We start from the raw sequence: 17,391 nt of genomic DNA, 5'->3' as shown, positions 1-17,391 counted from the left end.
CGGTGAGCGGCCGCCGGACCGGCTGGGCACGGGTTCCGGCGCCCGTGCGGGACGCCGGGCTCGTCGCCGTGGCGGCCGGGGACGCCTGGCTCGCGGTCTCGGACAGCTCGTGGCCCGAGGTGGGTCTCGCCGCCCTGGCCTGTGCCGCCCTCGCGCTGCGGCGCTACGTCCCGCTCGTCGTCGTCCTGCTCACGGTGCCGGCCGCGGTGGTCGGGGACCTCGTCGTGGCCCCGCTCGCGGCCCTGTTCGCCCTCGCCGAACGGAGGCGCGACCGCCGTCTGTTGGGAGCGTGCGCCGTGCTGATGGCGGCGGCCTCCGCCGCGCCCTGGCCCTGGCACGACCCGGACTCGCGCGACCGCACCTGGACGCTGATCCAGTTCGTCTACACCCTCGCGGGCACCGCCGCGCCCGTACTGTTCGGTCAACTGGTGCAGGCGCGGCGGGACTTGTCCCAGCGCCTGGCCGAGATCGAGGAGGCCAGGGAGCACGAGCGGGCCCTGCACGCCCAGGCCGTGCTCGCCCGGGAACGCGCCCAGCTGGCCCGGGAGATGCACGACGTCGTCTCGCACCAGGTGAGCCTGATCGCCGTCCAGGCCGGTGCGCTTCAGGTCGGGGCCAGGGACACGGAAGCCCGGGAGGCCGCCCGCACCATCCGTTCGCTGAGCGTCTCCACGCTGGACGAACTGAGGAACATGGTCACCCTGCTGCGCGCCTCCGGTGGCCGCGCCACCGAGCTGACACCGCAGCCCACGCTGGCCGACATCCGCAAGCTGGTCGCGACGAGCGGCATCGACGCGGAGCTGACCGGTGTGCTGCCCGACACGGTCAGCACACCCGCCCAGCGGGCGATCTACCGCACCGTGCAGGAAGCCCTGACGAACGTGCGCAAGCACGCTCCTGGAGCCGGGGCGACCGTGAAGCTCTGGTGCGAGGGCGACGACGTCGGTGTCACCGTCACCAACAGCCGCCCCACCCGCCCGTCCCTGCCCCTGCCCGGCTCGCGGCAGGGCCTGGTCGGGCTGCGGGAGCGCGCCGAGATCCTGCACGGCACGTTCTCCGCCGGCCCGACCCCGGACGGCGGCTACGGGGTCCGTGTCCGGATCCCGGCCCAGACCACGTGACGTCGTCGCCGGCAGCACGTGCTCGACGGGCTCAGGACAGGGGCAGTCGCATGAGCGTCAGGTCGAGCCAGCGGCCGAACTTGGTGCCGACCTCCGGGAGCGTGCCGGCGACCTGGAACCCGAAGCGTTCGTGCAGCCGGATCGAGGGGGTGTTCCCGGCTTCGATTCCGGCGATCATCACGTGATGGCCGGCCTCGCGCGCGGCCGTGATGAGGGCGGTCAGCAGCGCGGATCCGATGCCGAGCCCGTGCCGGTCCTCGCGGACGTAGACCGAGTTCTCCACCGTGTGCCGGTAGCCGTCCAGCTCCCGCCAGGGGCCGTAGGCCGCGAACCCGGCGACCTCGCCGCCGACCTCGGCGACGAACGCCGAGCCGCGCTCCAGATGGGCGGCGAGCCAGGTGACCGCCTGCTCCGGGGTCTGCGGGGTCCGGGTCCACAGGGCCGTCGAGTGCTCGATCGCGTGGTTGCGGATCGCGCGGATGGCCGCCACGTCGTCGGGCCGGGCGGGGCGCACCGGCACGGCCGCCGCGCTTCTTGCGTATATTGAAGCCATGTCCAACATAGTAGAACCTCTGGTGGGGCAGATCGCGGCCCGCGTCCGCACCGAGCGGGAACGCCGCCGCTGGACGCTGGCCCAGCTCGCCGACGCCTCCGGCGTGTCCCAAGCGATGATCAGCCGGATCGAGCGCGCGGAGAGCAGCCCCACGGCGGTCGTCCTGGGCAAGCTGTCCGCGGCCTTCCAGCTCAGCGTCGCCTCCCTGCTCGCCCTCGCCGAGGGGGCGCCGGAGGGCACCGCGCGCGAGACCGCCGAGGGCGCGACGGGCGTGCGGAGGCCCGCGGACACGGCCGAGTGGCGCGACCCCGCGACCGGATACCGGCGCCGCCAGATCACCGGTCCGCGCTTCCCGGCGGAGATCGCCGAGATCCGGCTGCCGGCCGGCGCGCGCGTGCCGTATCCGGCCGCCGCCTTCGCCTTCGTACGCCAGGTCGTCTGGGTCCTCGACGGCCGGCTGACCTTCCATGACGGCGACACGGTCCATGAGCTGGAGGCGGGCGACACCATCGAGCTGGGTGAGCCCGCCGAGCGCGTCTTCGCCAACACCTCGGACTCCGAGTGCCGTTACGCCGTCGTCCTGACCCGCGGCACCACGCCGTGACCGGGCCGCTCCCCCGCGGCGGCACGCTCCTGCTGGCCGCCACAGCCGGTACGGCGATCGCGAACAACTACGCCATCCAGCCCGAACTCACCACCGTGGCATCCGACTTGGACGTGCCGCTCGCCGTGATCGGACTGGTGCCGACCGCCGCGCTCACCGGCTGCATGACCGGGTTCGCCCTCCTGCTGCCCCTCACCGACCGCCTCGCCCCCAACCGCCTGGTCGGCATCCAGCTGACCGCGCTGGCCGCCGCCCTCGCCCTGGCCGCGGCGGCACCCGGCGCGGGCGTGCTCCTCGCCGCCTATCTGCTCATCGGCGCGGCCGCGAGCGTCGCTGCGCAGGCCAGCAGCATCGCGGGCCGGCACGCGCCAACAGGACGCCGAGGAACGGGAGTTGCCACGGTGGCCGCCGGCATGTCGGCCGGTATCCTGCTCAGCCGGCTGGCGGGCGGGGCGCTCGGCGGAGCCATCGGGTGGCGGCGGATGCTCCTCGTCTTCGCCGTGCTCGCGCTGCTCGGCGCCATCGCCGCCGCCACGCTGCTGCCGCGGCAGCGGCCGCATGCCGAGCGCGGTTACCGGGCCGCGCTCGCCTCGCTCCCGCCGCTGCTGCGCCGGTTCCCCGAACTGCGCCGCGCGGTGGCCACCGGCGGGCTGTGGTACTTCGCCTTCAACCTGATCTGGGTCACGCTCGCCCTCGCGCTCGCCCAGCCGCCCCACTCCCTCGGCCCGGGCGCCATCGGCCTGTACAGCCTGGCCGGACTGCTCGGCTTCGCGGCGCTCCCGCTGACCGGCCGCCTCACCGACCGGTACGCCCCGGGCACGGTGATCGTCGCGAGCATGCTGGCCGCGGCGGCGGGCACCGCGCTGCTCGCCAGCGGGCTCGGCAACCCGCTGGTCACCGCCCTCGCACTCGCGGTGTTCGACGCCGGGTGCTTCGCCGCGCAGGCCGCCAACCAGAGCCGGATCATCGCCCTCGCCCCCGACCGGGCGGGCAGCCTCAGCAGCGTCTACCTCGTGCTGTACTTCACCAGCGGCGCCGTCGGCACCGCCGTCGCCGCGCCGCTCCTCGACGCCCTCGGCTGGCGCGGGATCAGCCTCACCGCCCTCGCCGCGCTCCTCGTCGCGGCCGCCGTCGGCAGCCGGTCACTCAGGGTTCCAGCACACGGTCCGGACCCAGCGGGACCTCGTGCAGCAGGAGCCGGCTCCTCAACTCCCGTACGCCGAAGTCGGCTTTGAGCCGGTCGATGACCGTCTCGAACTCGCGGGCGTCGGTGCAGGCCACGCGCAGCTGGTAGTCGTAGTCCCCGGTCAGCCGCATCGCGCCGACGACCTGCGGCACGTCGGGCAGCTGCTCCTCGAAGGCCGTGCGGTCCACGCCCTCGCGCAGCCGGATGTCGCTGAGCAGTTCCATCCCGCGCCCGAACGCCGCCAGGTTCAGTTCGGCGCGGTATCCGCGCACGACACCGGCCGCCTGGAGCCGGCGTACGCGGTCGGCGACGGTGTTGGCCGACAGGCGGACCTGACGCCCCAGCTCCTGGTAGGTGGCGCGGCCGTCGGTGAGGAGGATCGTGAGGATCTGCCGGTCGATGCGGTCCATGGCGCCATGCTACAAATACTCGGGGAGAGCTGGATACGGCCGAGATATTCACGGCATCATCCCGCATATCGCCGAGAAGTCCGAGCCAAAGTCGGCGCTTCCGGTGCCAGGCTCGCGGGCATGGAGATACTGCTGCTCCGCACCGCCCTCGCCCCCTCCCTCGTCCTCCTCGTCTCCGTCGTCGCCCGGCGTTCGGGCCCGCGCCGCGGCGGGCTCCTGCTGGGCGCGCCCACGACGTCCGGGCCGTTCCTGCTGCTCATCTGGCTCAGCGGCGGAAGCGCGGCGGCGGCACATGCGGCACGCGGCAACGTCGCTGCGCAGCTCGTCGTCGCGGCCTTCTGCCTCGCCTACGGCCGGCTCGCCCCCTTCCTGCGCCCGGCGCGCACCCTGACGGCGGCTGTGTCCTGCGCGGCCGCGGCGGGCCTGATCGCCGCGCTGTGCACCGACGTCTGGCTGACGGCTGCATCGGCCCTCGCCCTGGCTTTCGCCGGTCTGCGGGCCTGGCCCGCCCCGGCCCCGGCGCATCGGCCCCAACGCGCGGTCCGGAGCTGGGAGATACCGGTGCGGATGGCGGTGTCCGCCACGACCGTGCTGCTCGCCGTGCACGCCGCGGCCGCGCTCGGCTCGTTCGCCGGCGGCATCCTCGCCGCGCTCCCCGTGCTGCTGGCCGTGATGGCCCCCTCGACCCATCGCGCGACCGGCGCACAGGCCGCGGCGGCGATGATGCGCGCCGCCCTGACCGTCACACCGGCCACCCTCGCCTTCCTGCTGACGGCCTATACGGCGTTCGCCGCCTCCGTGACGACGCGGTAGAGGATGTCCGTGGCACACGGAACGCCGCACAGAACCCGCGGGGACGCCACCGGGGACGAGGAGCACACGACACGCATGGACATCAGGCAGCTGGAGTACTTCCTGGCGATCGTCGATCGCGGGGGCTTCAACCGCGCGGCCTCGGCCCTCTACGTGTCGCAGCCCTCGCTGTCCCAGGCCGTGCGCACGCTGGAGCGTGATCTCGGCTCCCAGCTCTTCCATCGCATCGGGCGCCGGGCGGTCCTCACCGAGGCGGGAAAGGCACTGATCGAGCCTGCCCGGGAGGCCGTGCGCGGCCTGGAGACGGCACGCGCGAGCGTCGCGGCCGTGCAGGAACTGCGGGAGGGACGACTGGACGTGGCCTCGATGCCGTCCCAGGCGGTGGAGCCGCTCACCACCCTGGTGCGGGACTTCAGCCGGCGGTACCCCGGCGTGTCGGTCGCGGTGAAGGCGGCGTTCACCACGCGCGAGGTCATCGACCTGGTGCGTACGGGTGCCGTGGAGCTGGGACTGCTGGCGTCCGCCGGCCCGGTCCGCGGCACGGAGGCCGTCGTCGCGCACGCGCTGGGGAGTCAGCGTTTCGTGCTGGTGGTGCCGGGCGACGGTCCGTTCGCGGGCCGGACGGCGGTGCAGTGCCATGAACTGGCCGGACAGCGACTGATCGTCGGTCAGCCGGGGACCGGGATGCGCGCCTACGTCGACGGGCTGCGCGCGCGGGGCATCGACGTCGCGGTCGCCGCCGAGACCGAGCACCGGGTGGCGCTGCTGCCCCTGGTGCTGGCCGGGGTCGGGCTCGCCGTGGTCACGGATTCCTGGCGGGACGTCGCCCGGGCCCTCGGTGCCCGCGTCCTGGACATCGAGCCGCGCACGACGCTGGACGTCGCCCTCGTCAGCCGCCGGGGGATCCTGTCCCCCGCGGCCGTCGCGTTCGTCACGACGGCCACCCGCGACGCCGGCAGCTGATAGGTCCGGCCTATAAGGCAGATCCGCAGCGCGTCTTGGACGCCCGGCGAACCGCCCTGCTGCAATCGACGGCATGACGAACCACCGCATAGCCCTGATCCCCGGCGACGGCATCGGCACCGAGGTGCTGCCCGCCGCACGGCAGGTTCTCGATGTCGTGAGCCGGCGCCACGGCTTCGGCCTGTCGTACACGTCGTACGACGACTGGTCCTGCGAGCGCTATCTGCGCGAGGGCGCCATGATGCCCGCCGACGGCATCGACCGGTTGCGCGACAAGGACGCGATCCTGCTGGGCGCGGTGGGCCACCCGGGGGTGCCCGACCATGTGTCGCTGTGGGGCCTGTTGATCCCGATCCGTCGCGCCTTCCGGCAGTACGTCAGTCTCCGGCCCGTCCGCGTCTTCGAGGGCGTGGGCAGCCCGGTGCGCGGCGCGCGGGCGGGCGAGGTCGATGTCGTCGTCGTACGCGAGAACGTGGAAGGCGAGTACAGCGAGGCCGGTGGCCGTCTCAACCGTGGGTTCCCCGAGGAAATGGCCGTCCAGGAAGCCGTGTTCACCCGGACCGGTGTCACCCGCGTCGTGGACTTCGCCTTCGCGCTGGCCGCGCGGCGCGGCGGCCGGCTGACCTCGGCGACCAAGTCGAACGGCATCGTGCACACCATGCCGTTCTGGGACGAGCTGGTCGCCGAGCGGGCCGCCCGGTTCCTTCAGGTCACCTGGGACCAGGAGCACATCGACGCGCTCGCGGCCAAGTTCGTCCTGGAACCCGCCCGCTTCGACGTCGTGGTCGCCTCCAACCTCTTCGGTGACATCCTCAGCGATCTCGCGGCCGCGGTCGCCGGTTCGGTCGGCATCGCCCCGGCGGCCAACCTCAACCCCGAGCGGGAGTTCCCGTCGATGTTCGAGCCGGTGCACGGCTCCGCTCCCGACATCGCGGGCCGGGGCATCGCCAATCCGCTGGGCGCGATCTGGTCTGCGGCCATGATGCTCGACCATCTGGGCCACCCCGCCGCGGCCGAGCACATCACGGACGCGGTGGCCTCGCTCCTGGCCAGGACCGACGTCCGCACCCATGACCTGGGGGGTACGGCGACCACCGCCGAGTTCACCGACAGGCTGCTCCGACTCCTCTGAACCCGCCGGGCCCCGGCAGCACGGCCGTACGGCCCGGCTACTGTGACGGACCGGCATCGGCGGTGAGGTGATCCATGGCGCACGGACAGGACGGGGAGCGGCGGACCGGCGGTCGTCCGCGGGAGCTGTCCGCCGGCGCGGCGGCGCTCGCCGCCCGGTGCGAGCCACGGGTGAACGCGCTCGCCCGGCGCATGGCCCGCGAGGTGTTCGGGCAACTGCGCGGCTACCCCGAACTGCCCGCCGAGGTGAAGGACGTGGAGATCGCCGCGACGGCCCGGCACGGCATGCGGCTGTTCCTGCGCGGGGCCACCGGCCGGCCGGGGCCGGACGCGCTGGAGTACTTCCAGGAGCGCGCGGCCCGGCGCGCCGAGGAGGGGATGCCGCTGCACCTCCTGCTGCGCACGTACACGCTGGGCGGGCAGGAACTGTTCCGGGCGCTGCGGGAGACCGCTCGTCCCGATGAGCGGGACGCCCTGGCCGAACTCGCCGAAGCGCTGTTCGCCTCGATCGACCGGGTCGTGGGCGCCGTCGCCGAGAGCTATCTCGACGAGCGGACCGCCCTCGCCGCCGGACGCCACGAGCGGCGTCACGCACGGGCCCGCGCCCTGCTGGAGGGCCGCCCGCCCGCCGGCACATCCACGCCGGACGGGCCCGCGCTGGTGCTGTGCCTGCGCTTCCCCGATTCGCCGCCCACCGGCGGCAGTCCGGGCTCCCCGGTGACGGTACGGCGGCTGGTGCGGCGCGTCCAGGCGGTGCTGGACCGGGTCTTCGGCACGGACGTACCCGCCCTGCTCGGCGCCGACGGAGGGCACGCGGTCGTACCGGGAGGCGCCGAACCACCCACCCAGACAACGGAGTTGCTCCGCGAGGCGGCGGGAGCGGGGGTGCGGCTGGCCGTGGCCGGGGCGGCCGGGACCGCTGACATACCCCGTGCGGCGCGGCTGGCCGCGGAGGTGGTGCGGGTCGCGGCCGCGTGCGGCCGCCCGCCCGGGCTGCACCGGCTCGACGACGTCCTGCTGGAGTACCACCTGTCCCGGCCCAGCGAGGGCAGCGACCGGATCGCCGCCCTGCTCGACCCGCTGGCCGGCCGGCCCGAACTGGCCGAGACCCTGCGCACACATCTGGAGGAGCGCCAGGACCGCCGGGCCACGGCCCGCCGGCTGAACCTGCACCCGAACTCCGTCGACCACCGGCTGGCCCGCATCCAGGAGTTGACCGGGGTCCGCCTCGCCGGCCCGAGGGACACCGCGCTGCTCCTCGCGGCCCTGCTGCTGCGCGAGACGGACCCCGGCGTCACGGGGTGACGATCGCGAAGTCCGGGTCCGGTGCGTCCAGCAGCGATCCGAAGGTGATCAGGGCCCCGGCATCGCCGTCGAGGTCCACCGCTCCGCCCGCGATCTCCTCGGCGAAGGTCGTCGCCCCGACCAGCACGGCGTCGAGAGTGGTACGGGCCAGCCGCAGTACGGCGGTGGGCTGCTCACCCTGCGGGGCGTCGCCGGGCATCGGGGTGAGCGCGCCGCGGGACAGCAGGAGCGTCCACTTCTCGCCGGTGTCGGTGAACTCCCAGCGCAGCAGCAGCCGTCCGGCCTCGGCCGCGCGGGGGCCGTTGACGCGTACGGCCATGGAGCGGAAGACCTGCTCGGCCGTCAGGGCGGCCAGGACGTCCGGGGCGGCGCGGGTCGGTGTGCCGAGGATGCCGCCGCGCAGTTCGGCCGCGCCCGTCAGGAAGAAGTTGCGCCAGGGTCCGCACTCCGCGCCCTGGCCGAGCCGCTCGAACGTGTCGGCCTGCAGAGCGCGGGCCTCGGTGTGCCCGGGATCGGCGAACAGGACATGGTTCAGCACCTCCGCGACCCACCGCAGATCACCGTCTTCGTGCGACGTCCTCGCCTTGGCGACCACGCTGTCAGCGCCGCCCATGAACTCCACGTACCGGCGCGCGGCCTCGGTGGGCGGATGCTGCCACAGGTGCGCCGGGTTGCCGTCGAACCAGCCCATGTAACGCTGGTACACCGCCTTGGCGTTGTGGCTGAGGGAGCCGTAGTAGCCGCGGACGTGCCAGGCCCGTTCGAGGGCCGGCGGGAAGCGCAACTGCTCGGCGATCTCCGCGCCCGTGTATCCGGCATTGATCATCCGCACGCACTGGTCGTGCAGATAGGCGTACGCGTCCCGCTGCTCCTCCAGGAACCGCACGACGCGGTCCTGGCCCCAGGTCGGCCAGTGGTGGGAGGCGAAGACGACGTCCGTGTCCGCGGCGAACAGCCGTACCGTCTCCGTCAGATACCTGGCCCAGGCGCTGGGATCGCGGACGAGGGCCCCGCGCAGGGTGAGCACGTTGTGCAGGGTGTGGCAGGCGTTCTCGGCGGCGCACAGCACCCGCAGGTCCGGGAAGTGGAGGTTCATCTCCGCGGGGGCTTCGGTGCCGGGCGTGAGCTGGAAGACGATCCGCACCCCGTCGACGGTCTCGGTCTGTCCGGTGGCGGTGACGTCGACCGTGGGCGCGATCAGGCCGACGCTGCCGGTCGAGGTCGTCAGCCCGAGCCCGCAACCGATCTGCCCGGCCGGTCCCTTGGGCAGCGCGGCCCCGTACATGTAGGCCGCCCGGCGGGCCATCGCCGTACCCGTGAAGACGTTCTCGCCGGCCGCGTGCTCCAGGAACCCGGCGGGTGCGATGACGGGCACCCGGCCGGCGGCCACGTCGGCCGGACCCACGACCCCGCGCACGCCGCCGAAGTGGTCGACGTGGGAGTGGGTGTAGATCACGCCGGTCACGGGGCGCTCGCCGCGGTGTGCGCGGTACAGGGCGAGCGCGGCCGCGGCGACCTCGGCGCTGATCAACGGGTCGATCACGACGACTCCGCGCTCGCCCTCCGCGAAGGTGACGTTCGACAGGTCCAGGCCGCGCACCTGGTAGATGCCGGGCACGACCTCGTACAGCCCCTGGCGGGCAACGAGCCGGCTCTGCCGCCACAGCGCGGGGTGCGCGGTCGGCGGGCAGTCGGCCGCCAGGAAGTCGTAGGCGTCCGCGTCCCACACCACCCCGCCTCGCGCGTCCCGCACCACACAGGGCTCCAGCCGGGCGATCAACCCCCGGTCCGCGTCGGTGAAGTCCTGCTCGTCGTCCCAAGCCGGGGTGGTCTCCCCGGGCTGCTGCTCGCTGCCGGTCATGGTGACCGATCGTGCCAATCCCCGGTCGCCCGCGCCTGATGACGGGTCACAGAGCGGTCGGTGACCCGTCACAGCGGCAGTCCAAGAGGCGGGGGGCTTTGTCCATGGACGCGCTCCCGGCCGGTGGGTGAGGGTCGCCGCATGACCGATTCGGGCCGCACGGCCGGCCGGGGGCGGATGCCGGGCGGGCTCGTCGCGCCGGCACTCGGCGGTTTCGGCATCGGGCTCACCGAGTTCCTGATCGCCGGGCTGCTGCCGCAGATCGCGTCGGGTTTCGCGGTGTCCGAGGCGACGGCGGGCCGGCTGATCTCCGGGTACGCGCTGAGTGTCGCGGTCGGCGCGATCGCACTCACCGCGGCCACGGCCCGGCTGCCCCGCAAGAACGTCCTGGTCGGCCTGGTGGCGTTGTTCGGCTACACGGCGCCGTTGTACGTCGGCGCCGGCATCGCCCTGGCCTCCGTCCTCGTCATGGCCGTTGCCGCACACGACGCCAGGTCCGCCCGGTAGGCGCCGGGGCCATCAGGGTGTTTCCAGGTGGTGTCGGGAGGCGGGCGTGGGCCCGCTTGGCCATGCTGGGCCGAAAGTGGCACTCTCCCTCCCCGCGACAAGGAGCACGGTATGGCCTCGGACTCGGTCGAACGCTTCATGGCGGCCCTGGATCCGGAACACCGGGACACGGTCGGCGCCAGGCCCCGCCAGGAACAGGAGCAGCTGGCGGCGGCCTGGGAACGGGAACTGGAAGCGGACGACGAGCTGGACACCCTCGACGAACTGTCCCCGCCCGCGGCGGAGGCCGAGGCCGCCCGCCGTGTGCTGGAGCGAGAGGCCGGCTAGCGAACGGCGGGCGTCCCCCGCAACAGGTGCTCCAGCGTGGTGGCCGGGTGGCCGGTCAGGTCCTGGACGGCGGTGGTCACCCCGGCGAGGGAGCCGTCGGCGATCGCCGTGTAGGTGGAGACCCAGGCGTCGAGTTGCCAGTCGGGAGCGTCGTACCCCGCGCGGGAGGCGTAGGCCTCCTCGACGGTCTCGGGGACGTACGAGACCGGGCGGCCGGTGACCGCCGTGATCGTCGCCGCCACCTCGGTGAGGGTGAGCGCCTCGGGACCGGTCAGTTCGTAGGCACGACCGGTGTGCGGGCCCGGATCGCGCAGGACCGCGACGGCCGCGTCCGCGATGTCGTCCTGCACGACCACGGCGGCCCGGCCGTCACCGGCGGGGCCGCGCAGCGCGCCGTCCTCGCCCACCAGGCCGGGCATGAAGTCGGCGTAGAGGTTGTCGCGCAGGAAGGTGAAGGGCACGCCGCTGGCGCGGATGTGCTGCTCGGTGTGCCAGTGGTCGCGGGCCAGGGTGAAGGTCGCGTCGGGTGCGGCACCGTAGAAGGAGATGTAGACCAGGTGGGCGACGCCCGCCTCGGCCGCCGCGTCGACGAAGGTGCGGTGCTGCGCGACGCGGTCCGGGGATTCCGAGGCGGAGACCATCAGCACACGGTCGGTGCCGCGCAGGGCGCGGACGAGGGCGTCGTGGTCGCCGTAGGCCCCGGGTACGGCGGTCGCGCCGGGCAGTTCCGGTGCGCGGGCCGGGGTACGGCACAGGAGGGTCTGCGGGGTGCCGGCGGCGGCCAGGCGGCGGGCGATGCGTCCGCCCAGCCGGCCGGTGGCGCCGGTGACGGCGTAGGTGGCCTCGACCTCGGCCTCGGCAGGAGCCATCGTCGTTCTCCTCGGTGCGGTCCCGGATGTACTGCTGTGTGTCTGTCGGCACAGTAGTCGCCCGGTGTGCCCGCTCCCGCCCTGTGCCCCGCCGACCGCGGCGGGGATACGGCGCTCACCTCAGGTCCGCCGTGTCGACGGGCAGCTCGGCCGGGCGCCACTCCGGCATGCCGTCATTGAGCCGGATCGCGCACCGGCCTCGGTCGGTCAGCAGGCGGACCACGTCGTGAGCGAGGACGCAGTGCTCGCCACGGCAGTTGACGACGATCTCGGCGTCCTGGGGCAAGTCGGCGATGCGGTCGGCCAGTTCGCCGGGATGGAGAGCGCGCCGGGGATGTGTCCGGCCCGGTGCTCCTCCGCCGGGCGCACATCGAGCACGCCGCCCGGGGCGACGCGCGCGTGCGGTTCCTCACGGGTGACCTCCGTGGCGCCGTCGTCGCCGAGAGATGCGCACGCCCTCTCGGCGCGTGGCGGTCCGCTCACCCACCCTGCGCGAGTGAACCGGACCCAGTTCTCCCGCAGCCCGAGCCGCAGGGGCTCGCCCGGCACAGCGCGCCGTTGCCCGGCACCGACAGCACCGGCCTGTCCGCCGCCTTCGCCCGCACCTCCTGGCGCGGCCGCTCCCTGCGCGGCGCCAGCCAGGTCGGCCTGGTCAACAACTTCCTCGCCCTCGGCACGTACCGCTTCTGGCGCGACATCGGCTACGCCGCCGGCGCCCTGATCGCCGGGCTGCTGGATCACGGTGCACCGCCGGACCGCCCGAGCGCGTCGGCGGCCAGCCGGTAGCGGAGTTCGGGCACGCACACCCCGTCGTACTCGTCGGTCTGGACGGCGCCGTCGGCGACGTATCCGGCCCGTGCGTAGAAACGGCGTGCCGGGGTGTTGCCGGTGAGGACCCAGAGCACCATCTGGTCGAAGCCGTGCGAGCGGGCGTGTGCGTGCACGGCCCGGAGCAGCGTGCGGCCGATGCCCGAGCCGATGAGCGAAGGCTGCACGTACAGGGCGTAGAGCTCACCGGTGGCCGCAGTGGTGTCGGCGTCACGGCAGGGTCCCAGGCAGGCCCAGCCCGACACACGCCCGTCGGTGTCGACCGCGACCAGGTCGGTGCGGCCGTTCCCCGGCTGTGTGACGCGCTCCCGGTGTCGCCGCGCGTCCGCCTCGACCGTCATCCGGTCGAGGCAGGACCGGGGCACGATCCCGGCGTACGCGGTCCTCCAGCCGGTCACCCGTATCGCCGCCACGGCCTCGACGTCGGCTTCCGTCATCGCTCGTACAGTCACCATCCCGGCACGGTACGGGACCTGCCCCCGCGACCACCCCGGAATTGCCGCGCCGCTCCCGCCCGGACGGGGAGCGCGGCGGAAATGTGTTGCCGCGCTGTCAACCCGGACGCCATGCTCGCGCCCATGACCGATCCGGACGAAGCCCCGCTGCCCGCCACCCTCGCCCTCCCCGTCGGCGTGCGCGACCTGACACCCGGGGATCTGCCCGCCTGCACCTGGTCGGGCTCGGCCACCCATCTGCGCCAGGTGGAGCGGGAGTTGACGCGGGCGGCGGCGGGCGAGGTGGACTACCTGGCGGTGTGCACCCTGGCGGATCTGCCCGTGGCGATCGGCGGCGTCGACTACCGGGTCCGCGCGGGCGCCGGGACCATCTGGCAGCTCGCCGTGCTGCCGGCGCTCCAGTCCCGCGGACTGGGCACGCTGCTGATCCGGGCCGCCGAGCGACGCATCGTCGGCCGTGGGCTGCGTACGGCGGAACTCGCCGTGGAGGAGGACAACCCGCGGGCCCGCGCCCTGTACGAGCGCCTGGGCTACGTCGCGTACGGCCGTGAGCCGGATGCCTGGGACGAGGAGGGCCCGGACGGGTCGCTCCGCCGGTACGAGACGATGTGCGTCCTCATGCGCAAGGAACTCTGAAGCCCCTGCCCGGCGCAGCCGGGCGGTGTCCGGCACACGGGCTCGTCCGACCGGAGCGGCCGGAGCGTGACTTACCGGGCGTCGTGCCCGGGGAAGAGGGTCGCGGCCACATGCTGGGTGTCGGCGTATTCGACCACAGAGGTGATCTTGCCGTCGTGGACGGTGTAGATGCCGAGGCAGCGGTTGTCGTACGTCCCGCCGTACACGGTCCTGGCCTTGGAGGTCCATTCGGCCACCACGCGGTCGCCCTCGGCGATCGTGCTGATCAGCTCGATCTCCAGGGTGCCCGGCACCAGGACCGGTCCCATGCCGCCGAGGAACTCCCCGATGATCCGGTCCCGTCCGTGCCACACCTTGGAGATGGGCAGGTCGCCCGGGTAGTGCCAGGTGGCGTCCTCGGCGAAGCTGTCGTGGATGACGTCCGCGTCGCCGTCGCGGACGGCCTCGACGTAGCGGATGACCACGGCCCTGGGGTCGGTGCCGGTCGTCATGGTCGTACTCCTTCGGTGGTTCGTGAACTGGCTGCTGAAAGAGGTCGGTTGGGCTGTGGTGTTCAGGACAGCGTGAGGACGGCCTTGCCGCGGATGCGGCGGTCGCGCAGGTCGGTGAGGGTGGTCGCGGTGTCGGCCCAGTCCGTGACGCGGCCGATCTCCGGGTGCAGCCGCCCCTCGGCGGTCAGCCGGACCAGCGCGGCCAGGTCGTCGTCGAGGCGGGTGTCCGCGTCGAGGTAGTGGAAGTGACGCAGGACGGCCGATTCGGGACCGTCGAAGAAGTCGAAGAAGTCGAGCGTCGCCGGCCTGCGCCCGGCCTGCCCGAACCAGACGAGGGTGCCGCGCCGGGCGAGCCGGGCCAGAGCGGTGGCGAGGGCCTGCCCGCCGGTCGACTCCAGCACGATGTCGTACGGGCCCCGGGCGTCGGCGACGTCGTGGACGATGTCGGCGGCGCCGAGTGCGGCCAGCCGGGCGCCGCGCTCCGCGTTCCGGGTCACGGCGGTGACCTGGGCCCCGGCGGCGGCCGCCAGCTCGGTGACGTAGTGGCCCACGCCCCCGGACGCGCCGGTCAGCAGGATCCGGCGGCCCACGACGGGGCCGGCCGCGCGCAGCAGCCGCAGCGCGGTGAGCCCCGCGAGGGGCAGGGCCGCGCCCTGAACGGTGCCGACCCGGTCGGGCAGTTCGGCCAGGGCGTTGGTCGGCACCGTCACGTACTCGGCCCAGCCGCCCGACATGGGGTGGCCGACGACCCGGGTGATCCCGCTCGGCCCGCTGCCGTCGGCGGCCGGCTGCACCACCAGCCCCGCGATGTCCTTGCCGGGGCGGTCACCGGGGCGGGGCTTTTCCAGCTTGAAGGTCTCACCGCGGTTCACGGAGAACGCCTCGACCCTCACCAGCGCCTCGTCGGGGCGCGGTGTGGGCTCGGCGACGTCGGCGAGCACGACGGGCTCGGCGGGGTCTCCGGTCGGCACAAAGGCTTTCATCGGTGTCGTCCTCCTCGGTGGCCTGCGGCACCATCGGCCGGTGCGGCGGTGGGTGCGGCCTCGGGAACCATCTGACCGGTCCGGGCACCGGAGCGGCCAACAACCGGACCCACCGGGCGACAACGCCGCGTTGTCGCCTATGGTCAGCGGCATGGATCTCGACCTCGCCCTGGTCCGCGCCTTCGTCACCACCGCCGGGACGCTGCACTTCGGGCGCGCCGCCGAGGAACTGGGCACCAGCCAGCAGGCGTTGTCCAAGCGCGTGGCCCGGCTGGAGGAGCTGCTCGGTGTGCGGCTCTTCGAGCGCCAGGGCGGAGTCCGGCTCAGCGAGGCGGGCGGGCGGTTCCTGCCGGGCGCGCGCGAGGCGCTCGCGGCCGGCGAGCGCGCCGTCGCGGCCGTGACCGGCGCGGGAGCGGCCGTACGGATCGACATCTGGGGGCATCTGTACGCGCCGATGCGCACCGTCGCCGCCGCCGTCCGGGCGGACGGCCCGGTGCGGTGGGAGCCGGGTCCGGGACGTGACTGGCCGTCGGTCGCCCGGGCCCTGCTGCGCGGTGACACGGACCTCGGCTTCGGCCGCGTGCATCCGCTGCCCGGGGGACGGGACGCGGGACTGACCCAGCGGCTGGTACGGCTGGAGCCCGTCGACGTGGTGCTCGGCCCGTCCCATCCGCTGGCCGGCGCCGACGCGCTGCGCCCCGTCGACCTGCGCGACAGCGCGCTGTGGAGCCCGGCCGAACTGAGCCGCCTGGACTTCCTGTGCCGTTTCGCCGACGAGTTCCGCATCACGCGCCGGCACGACGGCCCCAACCTGGGCCTCGATCACCTCCTCCAGCACGTCCGCGCCGATTGCGAGGGCTTCACCCTCTTCCCCGCCGACGCGCCGCTGCCGGACCACTCGGGACTGCGCGCCATCCCGCTGGTCGATCCGACCCCGCTGTACGCGTGGTCGCTGGCCTGGCACGACGCCTACCGTCACCCGCTGCTCGACACCCTGCTGCGGGGCTTCGCCGAAACCGGCCGCGCCCGCCGCTGGCTGGAGTACGCCCCGGGACGCGACTGGCTCCCCGACGTCGACCACGCGAAACTGGCGGCGCGTTAGCCGGTCGGCAACTCACGGCTCACGGCGCACAGTTCACGGCTCACGGCGCCTCGGGAGACTGCGGGAGCAGCGGCAGGGCGTGCAGGGCCACCGAGAGTTCCGCGACCGCGCGGGGGTCCTGGAGGGAGCGGCCGGTCAACTCCTCCAGGCGGCGCAGCCGGTAGCGGACGGTGTTGCGGTGGCAGTAGAGCTGCCGCGCCGCGTCGGCCGCCGAGCCCCCGGCCGCGTACCACTGCTCCAGGGTCGCCAGCAGTCTGCCGCGTTCCTCGTCGGGCAGGGCCAGCACACGCGCGAAGACGGTCCGGGCGATCCGGGTGGCCTCGTCCACGGACGCGGCCACCATCAGGGCGACCGGGCTGTCGTCGAACCGTACGACGCCCCCGGCCTCCCGCGGTACCCGGGCCAGCGCGAGGCGGGCCATCCGCAGGGCCCTGGGGGTGTCCCGCAGGGCGCGGTACGCAGGACTGACGCCCACCCGGGCCGCGGCGACACCGCCGAGGACGCGCAGGGCGGCCTCGTCGGCGTCCGGGCCGCGCACGGCCATGATGCCGACCTGGAGGTCGGGCAGCAGCCGCCAGGCGGAACGGATCCGCTCCGCGAGCAGCCGGGGCTCGATGCCGGGCAGCGCCTCATGGCCCGGCACGGGTACACCGGCCGCCACGACCACGAAGGGGCCCTCGGCCGGCAGGCCGAGCGCGTCGGCGGCTTCCCAGAGCGTGGTGCGGTCGGTCAGCATGCCCGTGAACAGGGCCTCGACCAGCACGGAGCGCTCGCGGTCGCGTTGCAGCAGCAGTTCCGCGGCCGTTTCGCGGTAGGCGTCGCTGGCCGCCGCCGCGAGGCCCTCGTTCACCCACCACGCCGCGAGGGCCACGAGGATATCGGTGGTGACGGCGTCCGCGGCCCGGGCGGCGGACGCCAGCTCGGACCACAGGAACTCCGAGCCGACCGGGTAGGCGTGCAGCAACTCCCCCAGCGGTGCTCCCTCGCGCGCCGCTCTGCGGCCCGTCTCCTGCGCCGGCTCCATGCCGGCCGCACAGCCGTGGGCGAGCTGCCCGAAGACCAGCTCGGTGTTGCGCCGGCAACTGGCGGTCAGCTCCTCGAAGGCGACGGGACCTTCGCCGCCGTAGTAGCCGACCTCGGCGCGGATACGGCGGGCCATGCGGGCGCCCAGCTCGTGCGCGCGGCCGAGCAGCGCGGCCGCGACGGGGGCGGTCTCGGCGGGTGGTGGCGGTGTGCGGCTCATGAC

At 74.1% G+C, this 17,391-nt stretch carries 21 protein-coding genes and 1 pseudogene; 12 read left to right on the top strand and 10 right to left on the bottom strand.

All coding sequences use genetic code 11. The annotated features are described in order from the left end of the window. The first annotated feature begins 2 nt into the window (after positions 1-2). Positions 3-1,121, top strand: coding sequence for a sensor histidine kinase (locus AC4OXY_RS44345; protein WP_491992560.1), 1,119 nt, complete (start codon positions 3-5; stop codon positions 1,119-1,121). 31 nt (positions 1,122-1,152) lie between these two features. Here AC4OXY_RS44345 and AC4OXY_RS44340 read toward each other — a convergent pair whose 3' ends face one another. Beyond that, positions 1,153-1,674, bottom strand: a complete 522-nt coding sequence (locus tag AC4OXY_RS44340) for a GNAT family N-acetyltransferase (RefSeq protein WP_356031482.1) — start codon at positions 1,672-1,674, stop codon at positions 1,153-1,155. Here AC4OXY_RS44340 and AC4OXY_RS44335 point away from each other — a divergent pair. Together AC4OXY_RS44335 and AC4OXY_RS44330 are read left to right on the top strand one after the other, a co-directional pair. Continuing rightward, positions 1,673-2,278: a helix-turn-helix domain-containing protein gene (locus tag AC4OXY_RS44335; protein ID WP_491992559.1), complete on the top strand. Its 606-nt coding sequence runs from the start codon at positions 1,673-1,675 to the stop codon at positions 2,276-2,278. The genes AC4OXY_RS44340 and AC4OXY_RS44335 overlap by 2 nt on opposite strands. Continuing rightward, on the top strand, positions 2,275-3,513 hold the full coding sequence (locus tag AC4OXY_RS44330; RefSeq protein WP_491992558.1) for an MFS transporter: 1,239 nt from the start codon (positions 2,275-2,277) through the stop codon (positions 3,511-3,513). Before AC4OXY_RS44335 ends, AC4OXY_RS44330 begins: the two co-directional genes overlap by 4 nt. Here AC4OXY_RS44330 and AC4OXY_RS44325 read toward each other — a convergent pair. Next, entirely contained in the window at positions 3,425-3,874 is a 450-nt protein-coding gene (locus tag AC4OXY_RS44325; RefSeq protein WP_362817917.1) for an Lrp/AsnC family transcriptional regulator, read from the bottom strand. The genes AC4OXY_RS44330 and AC4OXY_RS44325 overlap by 89 nt on opposite strands. 120 nt (positions 3,875-3,994) lie before the next feature. Between AC4OXY_RS44325 and AC4OXY_RS44320 the strand changes: the two genes are divergently transcribed. The 4 genes from AC4OXY_RS44320 to AC4OXY_RS44305 all read left to right on the top strand — a co-directional run bounded on the left by AC4OXY_RS44320 (position 3,995) and on the right by AC4OXY_RS44305 (position 8,086). Beyond that, on the top strand, positions 3,995-4,687 hold the full coding sequence (locus AC4OXY_RS44320) for a hypothetical protein (RefSeq protein ID WP_356031473.1): 693 nt from the start codon (positions 3,995-3,997) through the stop codon (positions 4,685-4,687). Positions 4,688-4,762: 75 nt separating this feature from the next. Continuing rightward, positions 4,763-5,650, top strand: coding sequence for a LysR family transcriptional regulator (locus AC4OXY_RS44315; RefSeq protein ID WP_491992557.1), 888 nt, complete (start codon positions 4,763-4,765; stop codon positions 5,648-5,650). A gap of 73 nt (positions 5,651-5,723) precedes the next feature. After that, positions 5,724-6,782: a tartrate dehydrogenase gene (locus tag AC4OXY_RS44310; protein WP_491992556.1), complete on the top strand. Its 1,059-nt coding sequence runs from the start codon at positions 5,724-5,726 to the stop codon at positions 6,780-6,782. Positions 6,783-6,856: 74 nt separating this feature from the next. Beyond that, positions 6,857-8,086, top strand: a complete 1,230-nt coding sequence (locus AC4OXY_RS44305) for a PucR family transcriptional regulator (RefSeq protein ID WP_491992555.1) — start codon at positions 6,857-6,859, stop codon at positions 8,084-8,086. Here the strand turns inward: AC4OXY_RS44305 and AC4OXY_RS44300 are convergent. Next, entirely contained in the window at positions 8,076-9,947 is a 1,872-nt protein-coding gene (locus tag AC4OXY_RS44300) for an alkyl/aryl-sulfatase (RefSeq protein ID WP_491992554.1), read from the bottom strand. The two genes, AC4OXY_RS44305 and AC4OXY_RS44300, sit on opposite strands and share 11 nt — an antisense overlap. 177 nt (positions 9,948-10,124) lie before the next feature. Between AC4OXY_RS44300 and AC4OXY_RS44295 the strand changes: the two are divergent. Both AC4OXY_RS44295 and AC4OXY_RS44290 read left to right on the top strand, forming a co-directional pair. Further along, positions 10,125-10,358 (top strand): annotated as a pseudogene (locus AC4OXY_RS44295) (MFS transporter); the annotation flags it as partial. Positions 10,359-10,565: 207 nt separating this feature from the next. After that, a complete protein-coding gene (locus tag AC4OXY_RS44290) occupies positions 10,566-10,781 on the top strand; it encodes a hypothetical protein (RefSeq protein WP_071371873.1) in 216 nt (71 codons plus the stop codon). On the opposite strand, the gene AC4OXY_RS44285 is transcribed toward AC4OXY_RS44290, so the two are convergent. The 3 genes from AC4OXY_RS44285 to AC4OXY_RS44275 form a co-directional block, all read right to left on the bottom strand. Next, positions 10,778-11,650: an SDR family oxidoreductase gene (locus AC4OXY_RS44285; protein WP_362817905.1), complete on the bottom strand. Its 873-nt coding sequence runs from the start codon at positions 11,648-11,650 to the stop codon at positions 10,778-10,780. The genes AC4OXY_RS44290 and AC4OXY_RS44285 overlap by 4 nt on opposite strands. A gap of 115 nt (positions 11,651-11,765) precedes the next feature. After that, on the bottom strand, positions 11,766-11,936 hold the full coding sequence (locus tag AC4OXY_RS44280) for a hypothetical protein (protein WP_491994826.1): 171 nt from the start codon (positions 11,934-11,936) through the stop codon (positions 11,766-11,768). Continuing rightward, positions 11,858-12,028, bottom strand: coding sequence for a rhodanese-like domain-containing protein (locus AC4OXY_RS44275; RefSeq protein WP_491994733.1), 171 nt, complete (start codon positions 12,026-12,028; stop codon positions 11,858-11,860). The genes AC4OXY_RS44280 and AC4OXY_RS44275 overlap by 79 nt, the downstream gene beginning before the upstream one ends. Positions 12,029-12,208: 180 nt before the next feature. Between AC4OXY_RS44275 and AC4OXY_RS44270 the strand changes: the two genes are divergently transcribed. After that, positions 12,209-12,436: a hypothetical protein gene (locus AC4OXY_RS44270; protein WP_491992553.1), complete on the top strand. Its 228-nt coding sequence runs from the start codon at positions 12,209-12,211 to the stop codon at positions 12,434-12,436. On the opposite strand, the gene AC4OXY_RS44265 is transcribed toward AC4OXY_RS44270, so the two are convergent. Beyond that, the gene (locus AC4OXY_RS44265; protein ID WP_356031454.1) at positions 12,388-12,933 is read right to left on the bottom strand and encodes a GNAT family N-acetyltransferase; all 546 of its coding nucleotides are present in this window, start codon (positions 12,931-12,933) and stop codon (positions 12,388-12,390) included. The two genes, AC4OXY_RS44270 and AC4OXY_RS44265, sit on opposite strands and share 49 nt — an antisense overlap. A gap of 123 nt (positions 12,934-13,056) precedes the next feature. Here AC4OXY_RS44265 and AC4OXY_RS44260 point away from each other — a divergent pair, with 123 nt between their 5' ends. After that, positions 13,057-13,569, top strand: a complete 513-nt coding sequence (locus tag AC4OXY_RS44260) for a GNAT family N-acetyltransferase (protein WP_491992552.1) — start codon at positions 13,057-13,059, stop codon at positions 13,567-13,569. Positions 13,570-13,640: 71 nt separating this feature from the next. Here the strand turns inward: AC4OXY_RS44260 and AC4OXY_RS44255 are convergent, their stop codons facing one another. After that, a complete protein-coding gene (locus AC4OXY_RS44255; protein WP_356031448.1) occupies positions 13,641-14,060 on the bottom strand; it encodes a nuclear transport factor 2 family protein in 420 nt (139 codons plus the stop codon). Between the two features lie 62 nt (positions 14,061-14,122). Further along, positions 14,123-15,043: a zinc-binding dehydrogenase gene (locus AC4OXY_RS44250; RefSeq protein ID WP_491992551.1), complete on the bottom strand. Its 921-nt coding sequence runs from the start codon at positions 15,041-15,043 to the stop codon at positions 14,123-14,125. Positions 15,044-15,194: 151 nt separating this feature from the next. On the opposite strand from AC4OXY_RS44250, the gene AC4OXY_RS44245 reads away from it, so the two are divergent. Beyond that, complete coding sequence (locus AC4OXY_RS44245; RefSeq protein ID WP_356031443.1) at positions 15,195-16,145, top strand: LysR family transcriptional regulator; 951 nt, start codon at positions 15,195-15,197, stop codon at positions 16,143-16,145. A gap of 40 nt (positions 16,146-16,185) precedes the next feature. On the opposite strand, the gene AC4OXY_RS44240 is transcribed toward AC4OXY_RS44245, so the two are convergent. Continuing rightward, the gene (locus AC4OXY_RS44240; RefSeq protein ID WP_491992550.1) at positions 16,186-17,388 is read right to left on the bottom strand and encodes a PucR family transcriptional regulator; all 1,203 of its coding nucleotides are present in this window, start codon (positions 17,386-17,388) and stop codon (positions 16,186-16,188) included. Between the last annotated feature and the right edge of the window lie 3 nt (positions 17,389-17,391).

The sequence above is a fragment of the Streptomyces sp. HUAS MG56 genome (assembly GCF_058673395.1).
Note: the sequence above shows the minus strand (reverse complement) of the source record. Positions and strands in the feature narration are given on the sequence as shown.

Bases quoted from the DNA above. Each gene is read 5' to 3' on its own strand.
- AC4OXY_RS44310 (WP_491992556.1), top strand. From the start codon at position 5,724: ATGACGAACCACCGCATAGCCCTGATCCCCGGCGACGGCATCGGCACC.
- AC4OXY_RS44265 (WP_356031454.1), bottom strand. From the start codon at position 12,933: ATGGTGACTGTACGAGCGATGACGGAAGCCGACGTCGAGGCCGTGGCG.
- AC4OXY_RS44300 (WP_491992554.1), bottom strand. From the start codon at position 9,947: ATGACCGGCAGCGAGCAGCAGCCCGGGGAGACCACCCCGGCTTGGGAC.
- AC4OXY_RS44240 (WP_491992550.1), bottom strand. From the start codon at position 17,388: ATGAGCCGCACACCGCCACCACCCGCCGAGACCGCCCCCGTCGCGGCC.
- AC4OXY_RS44245 (WP_356031443.1), top strand. From the start codon at position 15,195: ATGGATCTCGACCTCGCCCTGGTCCGCGCCTTCGTCACCACCGCCGGG.
- AC4OXY_RS44340 (WP_356031482.1), bottom strand. From the start codon at position 1,674: ATGGCTTCAATATACGCAAGAAGCGCGGCGGCCGTGCCGGTGCGCCCC.
- AC4OXY_RS44335 (WP_491992559.1), top strand. From the start codon at position 1,673: ATGTCCAACATAGTAGAACCTCTGGTGGGGCAGATCGCGGCCCGCGTC.
- AC4OXY_RS44260 (WP_491992552.1), top strand. From the start codon at position 13,057: ATGACCGATCCGGACGAAGCCCCGCTGCCCGCCACCCTCGCCCTCCCC.
- AC4OXY_RS44285 (WP_362817905.1), bottom strand. From the start codon at position 11,650: ATGGCTCCTGCCGAGGCCGAGGTCGAGGCCACCTACGCCGTCACCGGC.
- AC4OXY_RS44250 (WP_491992551.1), bottom strand. From the start codon at position 15,043: ATGAAAGCCTTTGTGCCGACCGGAGACCCCGCCGAGCCCGTCGTGCTC.
- AC4OXY_RS44320 (WP_356031473.1), top strand. From the start codon at position 3,995: ATGGAGATACTGCTGCTCCGCACCGCCCTCGCCCCCTCCCTCGTCCTC.
- AC4OXY_RS44305 (WP_491992555.1), top strand. From the start codon at position 6,857: ATGGCGCACGGACAGGACGGGGAGCGGCGGACCGGCGGTCGTCCGCGG.
- AC4OXY_RS44255 (WP_356031448.1), bottom strand. From the start codon at position 14,060: ATGACGACCGGCACCGACCCCAGGGCCGTGGTCATCCGCTACGTCGAG.
- AC4OXY_RS44315 (WP_491992557.1), top strand. From the start codon at position 4,763: ATGGACATCAGGCAGCTGGAGTACTTCCTGGCGATCGTCGATCGCGGG.
- AC4OXY_RS44325 (WP_362817917.1), bottom strand. From the start codon at position 3,874: ATGGACCGCATCGACCGGCAGATCCTCACGATCCTCCTCACCGACGGC.
- AC4OXY_RS44290 (WP_071371873.1), top strand. From the start codon at position 10,566: ATGGCCTCGGACTCGGTCGAACGCTTCATGGCGGCCCTGGATCCGGAA.